The organism is Rhodanobacter aciditrophus, from assembly GCF_050026795.1.
GTDB lineage: Bacteria > Pseudomonadota > Gammaproteobacteria > Xanthomonadales > Rhodanobacteraceae > Rhodanobacter_A.
Map to the genome: position 1 here is coordinate 358,953 of NZ_JALBWP010000011.1, position 20,492 is coordinate 379,444.

Below are 20,492 nucleotides of genomic sequence, written 5' to 3' on the forward strand. Positions count from 1 at the left end.
GCCTTCTTCGTCCGGCGTCGCGGCGTCGGGCGCTATCGCGCCGCCGCGACGCGACAGGTCATTTCAGCGTGGTACGGCTGGTGACCACGAAGCCGTTGCCGTCCACGTGCATCTCGGCGTCGATGCTGTCCACGCGCTGCGCCTGCGCCTCCATCGCGGCGAACTGCGCCTTGGAGCGGGCGGCGTCCGCCGCGGCCTGGGCGGCCTCGTCGGCGGGCGTGGTGTTGCCGCCGATCGTGGGCTCGTCGCTCTTGCTCATCTCGGCGGCGGCGGCGGCAAGACTGTCGGACTTCATCTCCATGTACTTCAGCCAGTCCAGGTACATCGTGCCGGAGAGGTGCATGCGCAGCACCTGGCCGGGGCCGCCCGCCGGATCGCGCAACGTGGCGGCGAGCTTGCCGTCCTCGCCGGCGCCGATGCCCAGTGCCAGCGCCTTGTCGCCGGTCGCCAGCCACACCGGGGCGCCGAGCATGGCGACCATGTCCGGGGGCAGCGCCACCGGCGCGCCGGTGGCGGCGGGCTTCAGCTTGGCCAGCGCGGGCACCATCATCTGGCCGGTGGCGAGCAGGCCGCTCGGGTCGCCGCTGCCCAGCACGACGCGGCCGGTGAAGTTCGGCAGGCTACTGGTCTTGTCGACGCCCAGCGTGTCCAGCGCGATGCGCAGGCCGAGCAGGTTGCCGAACGGGGGGATCGCCGTCTTCGGCAGTGCCTCGCCCAGCTTGGCAAAGCTGTCGTTGAGGTCGGCCAGCATCGGACAGGTGAACGGCTTGGCCGCCACCGCGTCGACCTGTGCCGACCAGAACTTGCGAAGGTCGGTCACCGGCAGCGCGATGCTGAGGTCGAACGGCGCCATGTTGCCGCCGTTGCCGAGCCCGGGCAGATCCACCGCGAGGCTGCTGAAGGCCTTGGCGATGTCGTCGGCCAGCGCCACGTCGAGGCGGCCGTCCTGGTGCCTGGCGTCCAGCCGGGTGTAGCCGAAACTCACCGACGGCACCCGCGCGGCGATGCGGCTGGCCTCGGGGCCGCAGGCGGGCGAGCTCTTCAGCAGGTTCGCCACCGGTTCGCCGGTCTTGGCCGATTCGGCGGCGGCATGCGCCTTTTCGATCGCGGCGATCAGCGGATCGCTGCCGGAGATCATCAGCGGCAGCGCGCGGGTGAGGTCGAGCTGGCCCACCAGCCATTTCGCGTAGCCCTTGTCCTTGGCCAGCGCAGCGAGGCGGCCGTCGTCCTGCAGGCTCTTCGCCGGGCGGTCCAGGCCCAGGGTCTGGCGCAGCAGCGGCGTGGTGGCGCCGGCCGGGAGCAGCGCCGCCACCACCTGCTTGCCGACCACGGCGAGGACCAGTTCGGTGCCGGCGCCGGCGAACACCTGCCGGCGGTAGCCCTGCGTGCCGATGGACGCCGTGTCGAGCTTCTTGCCGTAGGCGGCTTCCAGCCGGCCCACGAAGCCCTCGAAAGCCTTGGGATCGCTCAATTCGACGCGCAGCACGGGCGCCATGCCTTCGCCGTAGAGCGCGAAACGGCCCTTGAGGTCGAGGCCGTTGGCCTGGGCGAAACCCTCGATGGTCTTGCCCTTGAACTCGGCGGCGAAGGCGCGCACCAGGCGCGCGGCATCCGGATCGGTGGCCTGTTCGCGCGTGGCGAAGGCCTCCATCTGGGCGAGTTGCGACGGCAGTTGCAGGTCGGCCTGGGCGAGCAGCGCCCGGCGGGTGCCGTCGTCCAGCACGGCCAGGTTGGCGACCGCGTAGGGCGTGTCCGCCGGCACGAAGGCCAGCGGCGCGTTCTTGTCCTTGTGCGAGCAGGCCGCCAGTGCGACGCAGGCCAGTCCCAGCGCGATGAAGCGCGTCCTCGATTGCATGGTGTTCCCCGGTGGTGGATGCCGCTGCGCGCAATTATGCCCGCTTTGCGGCTTGCTGCATTGCACGACGGCGGGCCCTGCGGCCGCCCGCGGCGGCGCCGGGGCGGACTCAGCGCGCCAGCAACTCGCCCAGCACGGCCATGCGCACGAACACGCCGTTGGCCACCTGTTCGAGGATGCGCGACTGCGCGCCGTCGGCGACCTCGTCGGCGATCTCGATACCGCGGTTGAGCGGGCCCGGGTGCATCACCAGGCAGCCTTTGGCGGCGCGGGCGAGGCGGCGGTTGTCCAGGCCGTAGCGGTTGAAGTAGGCGGCCTCGTCGGGCAGCTCGGTGGCGGCCATGCGCTCCTTCTGCAGGCGCAGCATGATCGCCACGTCGGCGCCCTCGATGGCGCTGTCGAAATCCTCGGTGTAGCGGCAGTGCGGGAACTCGGTGGCGTCCGGCAGCAGCGCGCCGGGGCCGCAGAAGCGGATTTCCCCCACGCCCAGCGCGCTGAGCGCGTGCACGTCCGACCGCGCCACGCGCGAGTGGCGGATGTCGCCGCAGATCGTCACCACCAGGTTCTCGAAATCCGGCCGGTGCTGGCGGATGGTCAGCGCGTCGAGCAGGCCCTGGGTGGGGTGGGCGCGGTTGCCGTCGCCGGCGTTGATCACCGAGACGCCGCTCATCGCGTGGCGTACCAGCTCGTCCGGGGTGCCGGAGACCTTGTGGCGCACCACGATCGCGTCCAGGTGCATCGCTTCCAGCGTGTGCAGGGTGTCGTACAGCGCCTCGCCCTTGGCGGTGGAGGAGAAGCCGATGTCGAAGTTGATCACGTCGGCGCCCAGCCGGCGCGCGGCCAGCTCGAATGAGGTGCGCGTGCGCGTGGACGGCTCGAAGAACAGGTTGAGCACGGTTCGCCCGGCCAGCGTGTCCAGCTTGCGGGTGCCGTGCGCGCAGGCGTCGCGCATCGCGATGGCGCGGTCGAGCAGGCGCTCGATGCTGGCGCGCGGCAGGTGTTCCAGCGTGGTGAGGTGGCGCAGGCGTTGGGTCATGGCGGGGCGGCGGCGGTGGGAGGGGTGGAAGGTGGCACGGGGGCGGCCAGCCAGCGTTCGAGGATCACCGCGGCGGCTTCGGCGTCGATGGCGGCGGCGTCGCGGCGGCGCTTCAGGCCCGTGGCGCGGGCGGTGGCGAAGCGCCGCGCGGCCTCCCGCGAGCTGTGGCGTTCGTCGACCAGCGCCACCGGCACGGCATAGCGCCGCTGCAGCGCCGCGGCGAAGCGGCGCGCGCGGCGCGAGGCCGGCTGCTCGCCGCCCTCGAGGGTGAGCGGCAAGCCCACGACCAGGGTGTCCGGCAGCCACTCGCCGCGCAGCGCGTCGAGCGCGGGCCAGTCCGGCTCGCCGTCGCGCACCGCGAGCACGGCGAGCGCGCGGGCGCTGGCGGTGAGCGCGTTGCCCACCGCCACGCCGATCAGCTTGCTGCCGACGTCGAAGCCGAACGCACAGCTCATGCGTGGCCCGCGTAGCCGGTGAGCTGCAGCGGGTCGACGCCGACCAGGCCGGCGGCAGCGCTCCAGCGCTCCTCCAGCGGGGTGTCGAACACCACCCGTTCGCAGGCCTCGGCGGTGAGCCAGGCATTGGCCTTGAGCTCCTGCTCCAGCTGGCCGGCATCCCAGCCCGCGTAGCCCAGCGCCATGATCGCCTGGCGCGGCCCCTCGCCGGCGGCCATCGCCACCAGGATGTCGCGCGAGGTGGTCACCGACCAGCCGGCGTTGATGCGGTAGCTGGATTCCCAGTGGCCGGGTTCGCGATGCAGCACGAAGCCGCGCTCCTGCTGCACCGGGCCGCCGATCAACACCGGCGCGTCGGCCAGCTCGGGGTCGGCGCACTCCAGCTTCATCTGCGCCAGCACGTCGCCGAAGCGGTACTGCGACAGCTGGTTCACCAGGAGGCCCACCGCGCCTTCCTCGCTGTGCTGGCACAGCAGCGCCACGCCGCGCGAAAACGGCGGCTCGGCCAGGCCCGGCATGGCGATCAGGAAGTGGCCGGTGAGGGTTGGCGGTTCGGTGCGGCTCATGCGCCCATTGTAAGCCCGTGCGTGCCTACTTGCTCCTCAGCACGCCACCGGGCAGGAACTGCCAGGTACGGGTGATGTAGAGCTCGTCCGCCTTCGCCTCCGGCGGCAGCGGCGGGAACGGCGCGGCCAGCCGCACGATCCGTTCGGCGGCGGTGTCCAGCAGCGGCTGGCCGGAGCTGCGGATCACGTCGATGCTGTGGATGCTGCCGTCGCGGTTGATGCCTACGGTGAGCAGCAGGTCGCCGTGCAGTTCGCGCCGGCGCGCCTCTTCCGGATAGTTGAGGTTGCCCACCCGCTGCACGCGGTCGGACCAGCCGCGCATGTAGGCGGCGTAGACGTATTCGCGGGTATTGGCCGAGATGTACTTCTTGCGCGGGCGCTTGGCGTAGGCCTCGGTCTGGTGGCGCAGTTCGGCGGCGAGCTGCGCCATTTCCTGCTGGCGGCGCAGGTCATGGGCGTCGGGGGTGTCCTGCGGCGGCACGGCGGTCTGCGCGGTGTTGCTGGCCACGCTGAAGCGGCTCTGCCCGGTGGTGGTGACCATGCGTTGCGGCGTGGCCTCGCGCGGCCGCGGCGTGGCGGCGGTGACGTTCTGCATCGCCGTGCCGGGATCGGGCTTGGGCAGGGCGCCGGAGAACGGCTGCGACGGACGCGCCGCATGGTCGCTCTGCCCGCCGCCGCGGTTGTTCGCTTGGGCCAGGAAGTCGGCCTGGTCCGGCGCCTCGCGGTTGGCCACGTTGACCAGGGTGACGTCCAGCGTGGGCAGGCTGGGCTCGGATTTGGCGAAATGGAAGGTGATGCCCAGCAGCAGCACGCCGTGCAACAGCAGCGAAAACAGCAGGGTCGCGCCGATCGGGTCGGCGGCGGGGCGTGCGGCGGCGGAACTCACGGAGCGGGGCTTCCAGCAGGATGCTGCTCGAGGGCGTCGAACAGCAGGCCCGCGATATTAAGCCCGAACTGCGCGTCGAGCTCGCGCGCGCAGGTCGGCGATGTGACGTTGATCTCGGTGAGCCAGTCGCCGATCACGTCCAGGCCGACGAAGCGCAGGCCGCGCCGGCGCAACTCCGGCCCCACCTCGGCGGCGATCCAGCGGTCGCGCTCGCTGAGCGGCACGCCCTCGCCACGCCCGCCGGCGGCGAGGTTGCCGCGGAACTCGTCGCCCTGCGGGATGCGCGCCAGCGCGTACGGTACCGGCTCGCCGTCGATCAGCAGGATGCGCTTGTCGCCCGCGCTGATCGCGGGGATGAACTTCTGCGCCACGGTGAACTGGCGGCCTTCACCATGCGGGCCGCCGGCCAGCAGGGTTTCCAGCATGGAGTTCAGGTTCTTGTCGCCGGCCTTCACATGGAAGATGCCCCGTCCGCCCATGCCGTCCAGCGGCTTCAGCACCGCCTCGCCGTGTTCGGCCACGAAGCGGCGCAACTCCGCCGGATCGCGCGCCACCAGGGTGGGCGCCATGCACTGGGGGAAGTGCAGCGCGAACACCTTTTCGTTGCAGTCGCGCAGCGCCCGCGGGTCGTTCACCACGTTCACGCCGCCACGCTGGGCCGCCTCCAGCACCATGGTGTCGTAGACGAACTGCTGGTCGACCGGGGGGTCCTTGCGCATCAGCACCACGTCCATCTCGCGCAGGTCGCGCCATTTCGCCTCGCCCAGGCTGAACCAGTCGCGCGCGTCGTCGCGCACCGCGAGCGGACGCAGGCGCGCCCACGGCTCGCCGTCGCGCAGCGCCAGGTCGCCCTGCTCCAGATAGTGCAGGGCGTAGCCGCGCCGCTGCGCCTCCAGCAACATGGCCAGGCTGGTGTCCTTGGCCGGCTTGATCGCGCCGATGGGGTCCATCAGCACCGCGACCGAAAGGGGCATCATGATTCTCCGCGAAAGGTTTTGCGGCGCGATGCGCCGGCGACCGGGAGGACGATGTTCGCCCACGCCGCCGGTTGCGACAAGCGCGTGCGGGGCGCGCATGCCGCGGAGGGTTCAACGCTGCCGATGAGGGTCACATTGCGCGCCGCTGGGGCGCCCTGCAACGCGAATGTTGCTTGACGTGCTGGCAGGCAGGCAGTAAACAACAAAGCCTGCGCATCCCGCCGCAGAGCGGGTACCGCGGATCGCGATACAAGGTTGTCTTGTCATGTGTGCCGGCGGCATGCTTGTTGCCTGTCCAAGTGGTTGTCCTGGGTCCGACGTCGGGCGACAGGGGGGAGTAATGAATCTGAACGCGAACGCGAATGGTCTGGCCGGCTTGCGGGTCATGGTGATCGACGACTCCAAGACCATCCGTCGCACGGCAGAGACCCTGCTGAAGAAGGAAGGCTGCGACGTGCTCACCGCGGTGGACGGCTTCGAGGCCCTGGCCAAGATCGCCGACCAGAAACCCGCGATCATCTTCGTCGACATCATGATGCCGCGGCTGGACGGCTACCAGACCTGCGCGCTGATCAAGAACAATCCGCAGTTCCGTGCCACGCCGGTGATCATGCTGAGCTCGAAGGACGGCCTGTTCGACAAGGCGCGCGGTCGCGTCGTGGGCGCGGAGCAGTACCTCACCAAGCCGTTCACGCGCGACGAGCTGCTCGGCGCCATCCACCACCATGTCAGCACGGTTCCCAGCCGCTGACCGCAGATTCTTTCAGGGGGAACCTGTGGCCGACATCCTCATCATCGACGACTCGCCGACCGACGTGCGCGTGCTCACCACGCTGCTCGAACGGGCGGGTCATCAGGTCGCCTCGGTAGGCAACGCCGAGGAGGGCATCGAGCGGGTGCGCAGCGCGCCGCCCGCACTGGTCATCATGGACGTCATCATGCCGGGCATGAACGGCTTCCAGGCCACCCGCACGCTCACCCGCGACCCGGCCACCGCCGAGGTGCCGATCGTGATGATCACCACGAAGGCGATGGAGACCGACCGCGTGTGGGGCCTGCGCCAGGGCGCGCGCGCCTTCATCACCAAGCCGGTCAACGAGGGCGAGCTGCTCGCCTGCATCAACCAGTTGCTGTCGAGCGCGGCATGAACGCACCGTCCGGCCTCACCCCGTTCGAGATCCTTGCCCGTTACGAGCGGCTGTCGCTGGCACACGCTTCCGACACCCGCGAGCGGATGGATGCGCCGGGCCTGTGGCGCGGCATCGGCTACCGCGTGGGGCCGCGCCTGCTGGTCAGCGAGATCGGCGAGATCAACGAACTGCTGGCGATGCCGCCGCTCACCATGGTGCCCGGCACGCGGCCGTGGCTGCTCGGCGTGGCGAACGTGCGCGGCAACCTGATGCCGGTGGTGGATTTTGGCCGCTTCCTGTTCGACGAACGCACGCCGCAGACCGACCGCGCGCGCCTGCTGGTGGTGCGCCAGGGCGGCGGCAGCGTGGCGCTGCTGGTCGACGAGGTGTTCGGCCAGCGCACAGTGGACGCGGAGCAGCGGCGCGCGGCCGAGCCGGAGGACGACCCGAGGCTGGCGCGCTTCGCCGAGCAGCGGGTGGGCGAGGGAGAGCAGCAGATGGCGATTTTAAGCATGAGCCGGCTGGTGCGGGCGCCCGATTTCCGCCAGGCCGCGGCCTGACCCCACGGCGCCCGCATGCAGCAGGTCCGGTGCCGTCAGGGGCCGGAAACTCCAGAGTGGCAGGTCCAGGGTCCGTTCCCGTCCATGTCGGCGGGAGGGATCCGGTGAAGTAGACGGACGAGGTGAACATGAGCACTACAGGGGGCGTCGGCAAGGAGCGTGGCAACACCGCACTCATTGTCCTGTTGCTGGTCGCGATCGGTTTCGCGGCACTGGATTTCTGGCAGCTCAACGTGAAGAACGGCGAGGACCGCCAGGCGGTCGCGCTGACCACGCAGATCCAGGTGCTGTCGCAGCAGACCGCGAAATTCGCGCTGGAATCGTCCGACGGCAACGCCGATTCGTTCAAGGAGCTGGAAAGCACCCGCAACGCGATCGATTCGGCGGTGCGCAAGCTGAACAAGGGCGACCCGGCCACCGGCATGCACGCCTACGCCGACAACAACGTCTCGCCGGTCGGCCGCGCCGCCAGCGCGCTGGACGACGCGTGGAAGCAGCTGGACGGCGACATCGGCAAGATCGTCTCGAACAAGGCCGTGGTGCTCGACTCCGGCCAGCGCGCGGCCGCCGTGTCGCAGCAGATGCCGCTGCTCAATTCCAGCATGGAGCAGGTGGTCAACATCCTGCAGCAGCGCAACGGCAGTGCCGAGCAGATGCTGGGCACCTCGCGCCAGATGCTGTCGGCCGACCGCATCATCCGCCGCGTGCAGGAAGTGCTGCAGGGCGGCGACAACGCCCAGGCTGCCGCCGACGGCCTGCAGCGCGACGCCCAGCTGTACGGCAGCGTGCTGAAGGGCCTGATCGAGGGCAACCCGGGCAGCGGCGTGCGGCCGATCGGCGACGCGAATGCGCGCAAGATCCTCACCGGCATGCAGGACAGCTGGGACAAGCTGGGCGATCCGCTGGCCAGGCTGGTGTCCGCCTCCGGCAACCTCGCCGCGGTGAAGCAGGCCGGCAACAAGGCCTCGCTGGACTCGCAGTCGGTGCTGCTGCGCGCGAACGACCTCGCCGAACAGATCGGCAAGCTGCCGTTGCGCCGCCTGTTCCCGAACGTGTGGTGGGGCCTGCTGGCCGCGATCGGCGCGGTGGCGTTCGCCCTGCTGCTGGTGGTCAGCCTGGTGCGCGACCAGCGCCGCCGTTTTGCCGAGAGCACCTCGCTCAACCAGCGCAACCAGGAGGCGATCATGCGCCTGCTGGACGAAATGGGCGCGCTGGCCGAAGGCGACCTGACGGTGAAGACCACGGTGACCGAGGAGATCACCGGCGCGATCGCCGACTCGGTGAACTACGCCATCGACGAGCTGCGCACCCTGGTGACCACGATCAACGAGACCTCCGAGCAGGTCTCCTCGTCGGCGCAGGAAACCCAGACCACCGCACGCCACCTGGCCGACGCGGCCGAGCAGCAGGCGCAGCAGATCAGCACCGCAACCAGCGCGATCAACCAGATCGCCAGCTCGATGGACCACGTGTCGAAGAACTCGGCCGAGTCGGCCGACGTGGCCGAACGCTCGGTGCAGATCGCCTCGCACGGCGCCGAGGTGGTGCGCGAGACGATCTCCGGCATGGACTCGATCCGCGACCAGATCCAGGAAACCTCCAAGCGCATCAAGCGGCTGGGCGAATCCTCGCAGGAGATCGGCTCGATCGTGGAACTGATCAACGACATCGCCGAGCAGACCAACATCCTGGCCTTGAACGCGGCGATCCAGGCGGCCTCGGCCGGCGAGGCGGGCCGCGGTTTCGCGGTGGTGGCGGACGAAGTGCAGCGGCTGGCCGAGCGCTCCACCAGCGCCACCAAGCGCATCGAGACGCTGGTGCAGACCATTCAGTCCGATACCAACGAGGCGGTGAACTCGATGGAGCAGACCACCGCCGAGGTGGTGGCCGGTGCCCGCAAGGCGGAGGACGCCGGCAGCGCGCTGGGCGACATCGAGCGCGTGTCGCATGACCTGTCCGCGCTGATTCAGAACATCTCCAGCGCGGCGCGCCAGCAGTCGGCGGCGGCCACCGACATCTCGCAATCCATGAACGCGATCCGGGAGATCACCTCGCAGACTTCGCAGGGCGCCAGCCGCACTGCCGACTCGATCGGTACCCTGGCGCAACTGGCCAGCGACCTGCGGCGTTCGGTGGCGCACTTCAAGCTGCCGGGCTGACGGTGACCTACGGGCTGATGGCGATCCACATGACAGGGGGCAGTCTCGATGGTGGCGTGGCGGTGCGTCGCGCAATCGCTGAGAGAAGCGCATGAGACTTCAAGACAACATTGATTTCACCACCCTGCAGTGGGTTCGTCCCGAGCTGGAGCAGACGCTGGCGGATGCCCGCGAATCGCTGGAGTCCTACGTGGACAACCCGGCCAACGGCGCCGCGATGCGCGCCTGCGCCGGCAGCCTGCACCAGGTGCAGGGCACGCTGCGGATGGTCGAGCTGCCCGGCCCGGCGATGGTCGCGACCGAGATGGAAGCGCTCGCCATCGCGCTGCTGGAGGATCATGTCGCGCAGCGCGAGGAAGCCTATGCCGTGCTGATGCGCGGCCTGATGCAGCTGCCCGACTACCTCGAGCGCCTTGCCGGCGGCCATCGCGACGTGCCGGTGGTGCTGCTGCCGCTGCTGAACGACCTGCGCGCCAGCTGCGGCAAGGAGGCGCTGACCGAGGCGGCGCTGTTCCATCCCAACCTCGACGCCTTCCTGCCCACCCAGGCGCCTGCCGCGATGAGCGAGGCGCAGGCCGAGGCGCGCCGCGGCGAGCTGGTCGAGCTGCGCCTGCAGTTCCAGCAGCACATGCTCGCCTGGTTCCGCGGTCAGTCGCAATCGCAGCCGCTGGCCGGCATGCGCAAGGCGCTGCTGGCAATCGCCGCCCGCTGCTTCCACGTGCACGGCCGGCGCCTGTGGTGGATCACTGCCGGCGTGGTGGAAGGACTCGAGCGCGGCATGCTCGGCGCGCATGCCGCCGAGCTGCGCCAGCTGATCGGCAAGGCGGACCGCCACATCCGCCAGCTGATCGAGCAGGGCGAGGACAGCCTGCGCGGCGGCGACGCCGACGAACTGTGCAACCGTCTGCTCTACATCGTGGCGCAGTCGCGCCAGCACAGCCCGCACATGGAGCTGCTGCGCCGCACCTATGCGCTGGACAACCTGCTGCCCGATGCCGATGAACTGGAGCACGCCCGCGGCTCGATGGCCGGGCACAACCGCGCCCTGCTCGACTCGGTGGCGCGCGCGCTGAAGGACGACCTGCTGCGCGTCAAGGAGGCGCTCGACCTGTTCCAGCGGCAGCCCGACGCCGATCCGGCCTCGCTGGCGCCGCAGTGCGAGCTGCTGGGCCGCGTGGGCGACACCCTCGGCATGCTGGCGCTGTCCGTACCGCGCCGGGTGGTGGAGGAGCAGCGGCGTGTGCTCGACGAGATCGTCAACAAGCTGCGTGCCGTCGACGAGGACATCCTGCTCGACGTGGCCGGCGCGCTGCTGTACGTGGAAGCGTCGCTGGACGACCACATCGAGAGCCTCGGTGCGGGCGACGAGCCGCATGATGCCGCGGTGGCGCCCGGCCTGCCGCGCAGCGAGGCGCAAGGCATCCTCAGCACGGTGATGCAGGAGGCGATCCACAACACCGAGAAGGTGAAGGAGGCCATCGTCGCCTTCGTCGAATCCGGCTGGGAGCACAACGGGCTGGCCGATGCGCCGGCCCAGATGGGCGAAGTCGCCGGTGCCGCGCGCATGCTGTCGGCCGAACGGCCGGCCGAACTGGCCGAAGGCATCGGCCGTTTCATCCGCAACGAACTGCTGGTCGACCGCCGCGTGCCCAGCAGCGCGCAGATGGACCACCTGGCCGATGCGCTGGCTGCGCTGGAGTACTACCTGGAAGCGGCGCGCGAGCATCGCGGCGGCCTGGCGCACATCATCGACGTGGCCGAGCACAGCCTCGGCCAGCTCGGCTACTGGCCGCTGCCCGCCGAACGGCCGATGCCGGTGGCCGATGCGCCGACGCAGGACGCGCCGGCGCGCGGCGACGAGACCCTGTCCGAGCCGGTGAGCCTGTATCCCGGCAGCGACGCCAGCCACCTGTTCGTGGCTCCGGAAGCGCCGCGCGAGACGCCGGCGCACGACGTCGACGGTCTGCGCTACGCGCAGACCGAACCCACCGCGCCGCCGCTGGCCGCCGATGCGGCCGGCGACGACGCCGACTGGATCGAGGTCGAGGAGGAGATCGAGGAACAGGTGCCGGTGCACGATGTGCTGGCCGGCGCGTTCCGCTTCGACCACCAGGCCGAGGGCATCGACGACGACATCCGCGAGATCTTCCTGGAGGAGATGCAGGAGGAGATCGACAACCTGCGCGGCGCCGAGGGCAGCTGGCTGGCCGAGCCGTCGCAGCTGGAACTGCTGACGCCGATTCGCCGTTCGTTCCACACCCTGAAGGGCTCGGGCCGCCTGGTGGGCATCGCCGCACTTGGCGAGTTCGCCTGGAAGGTGGAGGACATGCTCAACCGTGTGCTCGACCACACCATCGAGCCGCACGCGGGCGTGCAGGCGCTGGTGCGCCACGCCATCGACGCGCTGCCGCAGCTGCTGGCCTCGCTGAAGGGCGAGGGCGCGCCGCACGCGCCGGTCGAGGCGATCATGCAGACCGCCGCCCGGATCGCCGCCGGCGATGCCGCCGCGCGGGTCGAGGACCACGCGCCGGTCGCGATGCAAACCGTACGCCGCACCGTGCGCCGCCGCGTGCCCCGGCTCGACGGTGCGGCCACCGCGGTCCCGGCTGCCGGGATTACCGATGCTGGCAGCGTTGCCGCCCCGGCGCCGGCCGAGCCGCCGGTGTCGCTGGCCATCTCGCCGTTGCCGTCGGTCGACCCGGTGCTGCTGGAGATCCTGCGCAGCGAGGTCGCCCAGTACCTGCAGACGATCCGCACCGCGATCCAGCGCAGCAGCGGCGAACTGTCGGTGGGCGAGGACCTGCTGCGCGCCGTGCACACGCTGCATGGCGCGATCGCGATGGTCGAGATTCCGCTGCTCACCCAGCTGCTGTCGCCGCTGGAAAACCTGCTCAAGCGCGTGCGCGCCGCCGGACAGGCGTTGCCGGTGGAAGGCGTGCGTCTGCTCGACCGCTCGGCCGACGTGGTCGACCACGTGATGGCCCAGTTCGACGTGGCGGTGCCGCAGTTGCCGAATGTCGATCTGCTCACCACCCAGCTGGCCGAGCTGCGCGACCGCTATCCGGAGTCGCAGGTGGCGCATGTCGGCGCCGAGCCGCATGCCGAGGCCGCGCCGTCGCCGGTCGAACCACCGGCCCGCGCCGACGGCGCGGATGCTCACGAAGCGGCTGGCGCCGGCGAACATGCCTTGCCGGGCGTGCTGCCGGAGGACGGCGGCCACGACGACTATGCCAGCGAGCTGATGGCTGCGCTGGGCGCCTTCGAGCCGAAGGCGCCCGCCGAAGCCGGGCATGCCGAGGCGGAACGCGCCGAGGCAGAACGCGTCGAAGCCGAGCAGCGTGCCCGCGAAGCCGCCGAACGGGAAGCGGAGGAACGCGCCGAAGCCGAGCAGGCGGCGCAGGCGAAGGCAGAGCAGGAACGCCTCGACCAGGAGCGCGCCGAACAGGCGAGGCTGGCGCAGGAACGCGCCGCCCGCGAGGCCGCCGAAGCGCAGATGCGCGCAGCGGCGGAAAAGGCGGCGGCCGAACAGCGCGCCGCGGAAGCCGCGGCAGCGGAGCAGGCCAGGCAGGCCGCGGAACGCGAGGCCGAGGCGGCCCGCCAGTCTGCCGCCGAAACCGCACATGCCGCGCCCGCTGCCGAGGCGACGGCCGCCGCCCTGCCGATCGACGCCGACCTGCTCGAGGTCTTCGTGGAGGAGGCGCGCGAGATCCTCGACCACGCCGACGGCGTGCTGGCGCAGTGGCACGCCGAGCCGACCGCGAGCGGCCACCTGCCCGAGCTGCAGCGCGACTTGCACACGCTCAAGGGCGGCGCGCGCATCGCCGGCCTGATGTCGGTGGGCGACCTGGCCCACGCGATCGAGACGCTGCTGGAGAAGCCGGTGGCCGATGCCGCCCAGGCGATCCCGCTGATCGGCGTGCTGGAAACCAGTTTCGACCAGCTGCACACCATGGTGCAGCAGGTGTCGCAGGGACAGGCGCCGGCCTATCCGCAATCCGCGATCGATCAGCTGCTGGCGCTGGCCGGCGAGCACCGGTTTGTCGACGACGCGGAGCCGGCCGCCCGTGCGGCGCCGGCGGCGCAGCCCGCCGCGATGCCGTTGCCCGACCTGCTGCCGACGGAACAGGGGGCCGAGGCGCCCTCGGCGCAGGAGCAGATCCGCGTCCGCGCCGAACTGCTCGACAACCTGGTGAACCACGCCGGCGAAGTGGCGATCTATCGCTCGCGCCTGGAGCAGCAGGTGTCCGGCTACCGCTTCAACCTGGTCGAGCTGGACCAAACCGTGCAGCGCCTGCGCAGCCAGCTGCGCATGCTGGAAATCGAGACCGAGGCGCAGATCATCGCGCGCTTCCAGCGCGAGCATCGCGAGGCCGGCAGCTCCACCGTGTTCGACCCGCTGGAACTCGACCGTTTCTCGCAGCTGCAGCAGTACTCGCGCGCGCTGGCCGAGTCGGTATCGGACCTGGTGTCGATCCAGGGCATGCTGGACGAGCTGACCCGCCAGGCCGAGAACCTGCTGGTGCAGCAGTCGCGCGTCAGCACCGAGCTGCAGGAAGGCCTGCTGCGCACGCGCATGCTGCCGTTCGACACCATGGTGCCGAACCTGCGCCGCACCCTGCGCCAGGCGGCGCAGGAGGAGGGCAAGCAGGCCCAGCTCCACGTGGAGGGCGCCCACGGCGAAATGGACCGCAATCTGCTCGACCGCATCAAGGCGCCGTTCGAGCACATGCTGCGCAACGCGGTGGCGCACGGCATCGAATCGCCGCAGGAGCGCCGCAAGGCGGGCAAGCCGGCCGAGGGCATGGTGCGCATCCGCGTGGCGCGCGAGGCCACCGAGGTGGTGGTGCGGGTCAGCGACGACGGCCGTGGCCTCGACCGCGAGGCGGTGCGCAAGCGCGGCGTGGAGCGCGGCCTGATCCGCGCCGACGCGCGCCTGAGCGACGACCAGGTGCTCGCGCTGATCACCCAGCCGGGCTTCTCCACCGCCAGCACGGTCACCCAGCTGGCCGGCCGCGGCGTGGGCATGGACGTGGTGGCGAACGAGATCAAGCAGCTGGGCGGTTCGCTGGCGATCGAGTCGCAACCGGGGCAGGGCACCACCTTCGTGCTGCGCCTGCCGTTCACCCTCGCCGTGACCCAGGCGATCCTGGTGCGCATCGGCGAGAGCACGTTCGCGATCCCGATGACCTCGGTGCAGGGCGTGGCGCGAATCAGCCCCGACGAGCTGGCAGCCAAGCTGGCCGAGCACGAGCCGGTGTTCGCCCACGGCGGCGAGCAGTACGGCATCCACGATCTGGCCGAACTGCTCGGCCTGCCGCCCGGCGCGGTGCCGGAGGGCGAACAGCCGCCGCTGCTGCTCACCCGCGCCGGCGACCTGCGCGCGGCGATCCGCATCGACGCGGTGCTGGGCTCGCGCGAGATCGTGGTGAAGTCGGTCGGCCCGCAGGTGAGTTCGGTGCCCGGCGTGCTGGGCGCCACCATCATGGGCGACGGCTCGGTGCTGGTGATTCTCGACCTGGCGCCGCTGGTCCGCCACGGTGTCGTGCGGCGCGAGCAACGCCTGGCCGAAGGCCTCAGCGCGGTCGAGCTGCCGCTGGTCGAGGAACAGCGCGCGCGGCCGCTGGTGATGGTGGTGGACGATTCGATCACCATGCGCAAGGTCACCGGCCGCGTGCTGGAGCGCCACGAGTACGAGGTCAGCACCGCGAAGGACGGCGTCGACGCGCTGGAGAAACTGCACGAGCGCGTGCCCGACCTGATGCTGCTGGACATCGAGATGCCGCGCATGGACGGCTACGAACTGGCCACCCACATGAAGGCGGATCCGCGCCTGCGCGAGGTACCGATCATCATGATCACCTCGCGTACCGGCGAAAAGCACCGCCAGCGCGCGTTCGACATCGGCGTGGACCGCTACCTCGGCAAGCCGTATCAGGAGGCCGAGCTACTCACCCAGATCGGCGAAGTGCTGGAGCAGCACGCGGTGGCACTGCTGGCGCAGGAGCCGCACCATGGCTGAGGCGCGGCCTTCGGTGGCGCTGCTGTTCGACGATGCCGAGCTGGGAGGCCACCTGCGCCAGGTGTTGCAGGAACACGGTGCGCGGATCGTGCATGAGGGCAACGTCGCGGGCTTCGATGCCGGCCTGCAGCGGCAGCTCGATCCCGATGTGCTGGTGGTGAACCTGGACGAGGAGGATGACGCGGCCTTCGATCGCCTGGTCGAGATGATCGACGGCGAGCGTCCGCGCCTGGTGTTCAACGATGCCCGCGCCAGCCGTGCGCTGAGCGGCTGGGACCGCGCGCGCTGGGCCCGCCACCTCGCGGTCAAGGTGCTGGCCAGCGGCGACGTGGACCCGCCGCGCCCGGCGGACGCGCTGACGGTGGAGGCGGTGCCGGCGGCAGTGGCCGCGGCCAGCGCCGAGCCGGCCGTGGCAGCGGTACCCGAGCCCGTGGCGGTGTTCCCGCCCGAACCGGCGATCCACGAACCGGCCATGCCGGAGCCGGCCGGCCGTGACGAAGCGGAACTGGCCGCGATCCACGATCATGATGGCGAACAGGTGGCGCAGAGCCGCGCCGCCTCGGACGACCTGGAGGCGGAGCTGGCCGCATTGCTGGCGGCCGACGAGCCGCTGCCGGAACAGGACACGCCGTCGCCCGCGCAGCGCGAGGAACTGCCCCTGCACGACGGCGATTTCGGCTACGCGCTGCCGCTGGATGAGGAACCGGCCGCGACGCCGGTCGAGGCGGTGGCGGCGCCAAGGGCGCCGGCAGCTCCCGAAAGCTGGGCGCTGGTCGACGACGAAGCTGCCACGCAAGCCGATGCGACACTTCCCGACGCCGCCGAATTCGGCATCCAGAAGCTGAGCGCCGCCGATTTCCTCGCCCCGGACGTCGAGCCGGCGGCGCCGGAATTCCAGCCGACGATGAGCCTGGAGCTGGTGTCGATGGAAGAAGCCGTGGCGCCGCAGGCCTGGGAGCCGGCCGAAATGCTGCTCGACGATCTCGGCAGCGTGCCCAGCCGCGTGGTGCTGCTCGGCGCCGCCGTCGACGGCCTCGATGCGGTGTGCGACTTCCTGGCGACGCTGCCTGGCACGGCGCGCCACACGATCCTGCTGACCCAGCACTTCGGCGGGCAGCCCGCCGCAGCCGTGCTGCAGCGGCTGGCGACCCGTTCCAGCCTGCCGGTGCGGCTGGCGGCGCACGGCAGTCGCGCCCGCGGCGGCGAAGTGCTGCTGACGCCGACCGACAGCCAGGTGCAGCTGCGCCGCGACGGCAGCGTCGAGCTGCGCAGCCTCGACGACGCGCAGGAGCCGTCGATAGATGCCAGCTTCACCATGGCGGCGAACGTGTTCGGGCGCGACGCGCTGGGCATCGTGTTCGCCGGCCACTCCACCGACGCGGTGGCCGGCGCGCAGGCGATCCACGACCGCGGCGGCCAGGTCTGGGTGGAGGCGTCCAGCGGCGAGCACTTCGCCGACATGGTCAGTGCCATCTTCGCCGAACGGCTGGTGAGCTATTCCGGAACGCTGCACGAACTGGCGGCGCACCTGATCGAGGTCTATCCATGAGCGACGTGTTGCCCCGCGAAATCCGCTGCGTGCTGGTGCCGGCCGGCAGCCTGCGCATGCTGCTGCCCAACGCCACCGTGGCCGAAGTGATCACCCAGCCCGCTCACGAGGCGGTGGAAGGCGCGCCCGACTGGCTGGTTGGCCGCATCACCTGGCGCGGCTGGCGCGTGCCGCTGGTGTCGTTCGCCAGGCTCGCCGGTGCGGGCGAGGGCGACGCCGAGCTGACCGTGCGCGTGGCCGTGCTGAAGGCGCTGGGCGGCCATCCGCGACTCCCGTTCGTCGCCGTGCTCACGCAGGGCTTCCCGCGCCTGACCACGCTGAACGCCGAGCTGATCATTCCCACCCACGACGGCAACGAGCTGCCGCCCGGCGTGCGCGCCCAGGTGCTGGTGCGCGACGACGTGGCGGTGATTCCCGACCTCGAGGGCATCGAGGCGGAACTGGTCCGCCTGCTGGGTCTGGACGGGGAGGCCGAGCTGCACGGAGTGGCGTGACGGAGTGCTATCTGGCCAAGCTCGCAAGAGGGTTGTTCGCGCTGGGCGGTACGACGTTCGTTGCTGCTGCGATATTTGGCGGCAAACTGGCTTTTTACGGTGCGGCGGTGGCTTTCGTCTCTGTCGCAGCCTTGCTCTGGCCAAGGGTGCGCAAGTAGCCTTATTTTCCGCCAGTCAGAAATCCCCGTGCAGCGCCTGCAGCGCAGCGAGTGCCGCCAGTCCGGCGGTTTCGGTGCGCAGGATGCGCGGTCCCAGCCGCAGGCCGGCGAAGCCGGCTTCGAGCAGCGCGGCGACATCGCGCTCGCCGAGGCCGCCTTCCGGCCCCACCACCAGCATGGCGCCGGCCTCGCGCGGCTGCAGCGCGCGCGCGGAAGTGTCTGCCTCGGGCAGCAGGGCCAGCCGCAACGCGCCGTCGTCGGCGAGTGACGCCAACCATGCCGGAAGCGGCAGGGCAGGAAGAATATCGGGCAGGCAGGCGCGGCCGCACTGCTCGCAGGCGCTGGCCGCCACCGCACGCCAGTGCGCCAGGCGCTTCTCCGCGCGAACGGGGTCGAGCTTCACTTCGGAGCGCTCGGTGAGCAGGGGTACGATGCGTGCCACGCCCAGTTCGGTGGCCTTCTGCACGATCAGGTCCATCTTCTCGCCACGCGCCACGCCCTGCGCGAGGGTCAGCCGCAGCGGGGATTCGCGGGACACTGGCTGCCGATCCAGCACCCGCACACGCACCTCGCGCTTGCCTACGGCCAGGATGGTGGCGGCGTAGTCGGCGCCGTCGCCGTTGAACAGGGTCAGCGGGTCGCCCGTCGCGAGGCGCAGCACGCGCGCCACATGCTCGCCGGCCTGCGCCGGCAGCACCAGTTCGGCACCGGCGGTCAGCGGCAGGTCGACATGGATGCGGATGGTGCGCATGGGGCGGCTTCGGTGCAAAACGCAAGCATAATCGAGCCCTCTCGCAAGCTGAATGCCGGGGCGCTGGCCGGCACCGGTTGCCTGCGGTACGGGCCGAGCGCAGGATGCTGGAGTCACGGAGCAGCAGGAGGTAATCGCCATGCTCAAGACGACCATGCTTTCACTGGCGGCAGTGTTCGGTCTCGGTATCGGCACGCTCGTGGCGGCGCAGACGGCGCAACCCGCGCCGGACGCCATGCAGAAGGCCACGGCCCGGCCGGCGGCCCGGCAGCATCAGGTGATCAAGCCGGGTGACCGCAACTGCATCCGCGACACCGGCAGCCTGATTCCGGCGAAGAAGGGGCAGTGCCTGCAAGGCGCGTTCGGGCGCAGCTACAGCGCCAGGGAGTTGCGCAGCACCGGCCAGCAAGACATCGCCGGGGCGCTGCGCATGCTGGACCCGGCGGTCCACTGAACGCCGCCGCGGCTCAGTCCGCCACGGCGCGCTCGATGCCGGCCGTCGCCACGTCGACCAGATGATCGAGTTCCGTCTCGCTGGTCACGTAGGGCGGCATGAAGTAGACCACGTTGCCCAGCGGGCGCAGCAGCGCCTCGTGCCGCAGGCCGTGCAGGTAAACGCGCAGGCCGCGCCGCTCGTTGGCGGGAAAGGGACGGCGGCTGGCCTTGTCGGCGACGAGTTCCACCGCGGCGATCATGCCGGTCTGGCGCACCTCGGCCACATGCGGATGGTCGGCGAGCGGTGCCAGCCGGCGGGCGAGGTGGGCGGCCTGCGCGCGGTTGCGCTCCAGCACCGGCTCGTCGCGGAAGATCGCCAGCGTGGCCAGCGCCGCGCTGCAGGCCAGCGGGTTGCCGGTGTAGCTGTGCGAATGCAGGAAGGCCTTGCCGGCGTCGTATTCGGCGTAGAACGCCTCGTACACGCTGTTCGTGGTGAGCACCACCGACAGTGGCAGCGTGCCGCCGGTGAGGCCTTTGGAGAGGCACATGAAATCCGGCGACACGTTGGCCTGCTCGCAGGCGAACAGCGTGCCGGTGCGGCCGAAGCCCACCGCGATCTCGTCGGCGATGAAGTGCACGGCGTACTCGTCGCACAGCCGCCGCAGCCCTGCGAGATAGTCAGGGTGGTACATGCGCATGCCGCCTGCGCACTGCACCAGCGGCTCCACGATCACCGCGCAGGTCTCGTACGCGTGGCACTCCAGCAACGCCCGCAATTCCTCCAGCCGCCGCGCGGCCACCTGTGCCGGCGTTTCGCCCGGCTCGCCTTCGTAGGCATCGGGCGAAGGCGCCAGGATCGGCGTGAGCAGCAGCGGCGCATAGGTCCTGCGGTAGAGCGCCACGTCGCTCACCGACAGCGCGCCCAGCGTCTCGCCGTGGTAGCTGCCGCTGAGCGCAATGAAGCGGGTCTTGTCGCCGCGGCCCTGGTTCAGCCAGTAGTGGAAGCTCATCTTCAGCGCGACCTCGATCGCCGCCGAGCCGTTGTCGGCGAAGAACACCTTGTCCAGGCCGGGTGGGGTGATGCGCACCAGCTGCTCGGCCAGCTCGATCGCGGGCGGATGGGTGAAGCCGGCGAAGATCACGTGTTCGAGTGTCCGTGCCTGTTCCGCCAACGCGGCGGCGATGCGCGGGTTGGCATGGCCGAACAGGTTCGTCCACCACGAGCTGATACCGTCGAGGTAGCGGTGGCCCTCGGCGTCGATCAGCCACGCACCCTCGCCGCGCACGATCGGCAGCAGGGGAACGGTCTCGTGGTCGTGCATCTGGGTGCAGGGGTGCCAGATGTGCTTCAGGTCGCGCGCGGCGAGCACCGAGTTGCGGTCAGCAGGGTTCGTCATCCGGTTATGATCGACTTGCGCCGGCGCGCGCTCAAGTGCGCCCATCGGAGATGCGGAATCCCTGC

The 20,492-nt window shown here is 70.7% G+C and carries 16 protein-coding genes; 8 read left to right on the forward strand and 8 right to left on the reverse strand.

Annotation, left to right across the window (positions count from 1 at the left end):
• Positions 1 to 58: 58 nt before the first annotated feature.
• From ACQGNW_RS10375 to gshB, 6 genes are all read right to left on the reverse strand, one after another.
• Positions 59 to 1,855 (reverse strand): hypothetical protein, encoded by a 1,797-nt coding sequence (locus tag ACQGNW_RS10375; RefSeq protein WP_426663078.1) that lies wholly within the window; start codon positions 1,853 to 1,855, stop codon positions 59 to 61.
• Positions 1,856 to 1,964: 109 nt separating this feature from the next.
• The gene (locus tag ACQGNW_RS10380; RefSeq protein ID WP_426663079.1) at positions 1,965 to 2,891 is read right to left on the reverse strand and encodes an aspartate carbamoyltransferase catalytic subunit; all 927 of its coding nucleotides are present in this window, start codon (positions 2,889 to 2,891) and stop codon (positions 1,965 to 1,967) included.
• Positions 2,888 to 3,346 carry a Holliday junction resolvase RuvX gene (gene ruvX, locus ACQGNW_RS10385; protein ID WP_426663080.1) on the reverse strand — a complete coding sequence of 153 codons (459 nt, stop codon included), beginning with the start codon at positions 3,344 to 3,346 and terminating at the stop codon, positions 2,888 to 2,890. Before ruvX ends, ACQGNW_RS10380 begins: the two co-directional genes overlap by 4 nt.
• Complete coding sequence (locus ACQGNW_RS10390) at positions 3,343 to 3,912, reverse strand: YqgE/AlgH family protein (RefSeq protein WP_426663081.1); 570 nt, start codon at positions 3,910 to 3,912, stop codon at positions 3,343 to 3,345. Before ACQGNW_RS10390 ends, ruvX begins: the two co-directional genes overlap by 4 nt.
• A gap of 25 nt (positions 3,913 to 3,937) precedes the next feature.
• On the reverse strand, positions 3,938 to 4,798 hold the full coding sequence (locus ACQGNW_RS10395; protein WP_426663082.1) for an energy transducer TonB: 861 nt from the start codon (positions 4,796 to 4,798) through the stop codon (positions 3,938 to 3,940).
• Complete coding sequence (gene gshB / locus ACQGNW_RS10400; RefSeq protein ID WP_426663083.1) at positions 4,795 to 5,772, reverse strand: glutathione synthase; 978 nt, start codon at positions 5,770 to 5,772, stop codon at positions 4,795 to 4,797. Before gshB ends, ACQGNW_RS10395 begins: the two co-directional genes overlap by 4 nt.
• A gap of 343 nt (positions 5,773 to 6,115) precedes the next feature.
• On the opposite strand from gshB, the gene ACQGNW_RS10405 reads away from it, so the two are divergent.
• The 7 genes from ACQGNW_RS10405 (at position 6,116) to ACQGNW_RS10435 (ending at position 17,686) form a co-directional block, all read left to right on the forward strand.
• Complete coding sequence (locus ACQGNW_RS10405) at positions 6,116 to 6,526, forward strand: response regulator (RefSeq protein WP_367855777.1); 411 nt, start codon at positions 6,116 to 6,118, stop codon at positions 6,524 to 6,526.
• 25 nt (positions 6,527 to 6,551) lie between these two features.
• The gene (locus tag ACQGNW_RS10410) at positions 6,552 to 6,923 is read left to right on the forward strand and encodes a response regulator (RefSeq protein WP_426663084.1); all 372 of its coding nucleotides are present in this window, start codon (positions 6,552 to 6,554) and stop codon (positions 6,921 to 6,923) included.
• Positions 6,920 to 7,465 (forward strand): chemotaxis protein CheW, encoded by a 546-nt coding sequence (locus ACQGNW_RS10415; RefSeq protein WP_426663085.1) that lies wholly within the window; start codon positions 6,920 to 6,922, stop codon positions 7,463 to 7,465. The genes ACQGNW_RS10410 and ACQGNW_RS10415 overlap by 4 nt, the downstream gene beginning before the upstream one ends.
• Positions 7,466 to 7,593: 128 nt before the next feature.
• Positions 7,594 to 9,624 (forward strand): methyl-accepting chemotaxis protein, encoded by a 2,031-nt coding sequence (locus tag ACQGNW_RS10420; protein ID WP_426663088.1) that lies wholly within the window; start codon positions 7,594 to 7,596, stop codon positions 9,622 to 9,624.
• A gap of 91 nt (positions 9,625 to 9,715) precedes the next feature.
• The gene (locus ACQGNW_RS10425; protein ID WP_426663089.1) at positions 9,716 to 15,643 is read left to right on the forward strand and encodes an Hpt domain-containing protein; all 5,928 of its coding nucleotides are present in this window, start codon (positions 9,716 to 9,718) and stop codon (positions 15,641 to 15,643) included.
• Complete coding sequence (locus ACQGNW_RS10430) at positions 15,636 to 17,192, forward strand: chemotaxis protein CheB (protein WP_426663090.1); 1,557 nt, start codon at positions 15,636 to 15,638, stop codon at positions 17,190 to 17,192. Before ACQGNW_RS10425 ends, ACQGNW_RS10430 begins: the two co-directional genes overlap by 8 nt.
• Positions 17,189 to 17,686 (forward strand): chemotaxis protein CheW, encoded by a 498-nt coding sequence (locus tag ACQGNW_RS10435; protein WP_426663091.1) that lies wholly within the window; start codon positions 17,189 to 17,191, stop codon positions 17,684 to 17,686. The genes ACQGNW_RS10430 and ACQGNW_RS10435 overlap by 4 nt, the downstream gene beginning before the upstream one ends.
• 174 nt (positions 17,687 to 17,860) lie before the next feature.
• On the opposite strand, the gene ACQGNW_RS10440 is transcribed toward ACQGNW_RS10435, so the two are convergent.
• The gene (locus ACQGNW_RS10440) at positions 17,861 to 18,595 is read right to left on the reverse strand and encodes a 16S rRNA (uracil(1498)-N(3))-methyltransferase (protein ID WP_426663092.1); all 735 of its coding nucleotides are present in this window, start codon (positions 18,593 to 18,595) and stop codon (positions 17,861 to 17,863) included.
• A 139-nt stretch (positions 18,596 to 18,734) separates the two neighbouring features.
• On the opposite strand from ACQGNW_RS10440, the gene ACQGNW_RS10445 reads away from it, so the two are divergent.
• Entirely contained in the window at positions 18,735 to 19,049 is a 315-nt protein-coding gene (locus tag ACQGNW_RS10445; RefSeq protein ID WP_426663093.1) for a hypothetical protein, read from the forward strand.
• A gap of 13 nt (positions 19,050 to 19,062) precedes the next feature.
• Here ACQGNW_RS10445 and ACQGNW_RS10450 read toward each other — a convergent pair whose 3' ends face one another.
• The gene (locus ACQGNW_RS10450; RefSeq protein ID WP_426663094.1) at positions 19,063 to 20,427 is read right to left on the reverse strand and encodes an adenosylmethionine--8-amino-7-oxononanoate transaminase; all 1,365 of its coding nucleotides are present in this window, start codon (positions 20,425 to 20,427) and stop codon (positions 19,063 to 19,065) included.
• Positions 20,428 to 20,492 lie beyond the last annotated feature (65 nt).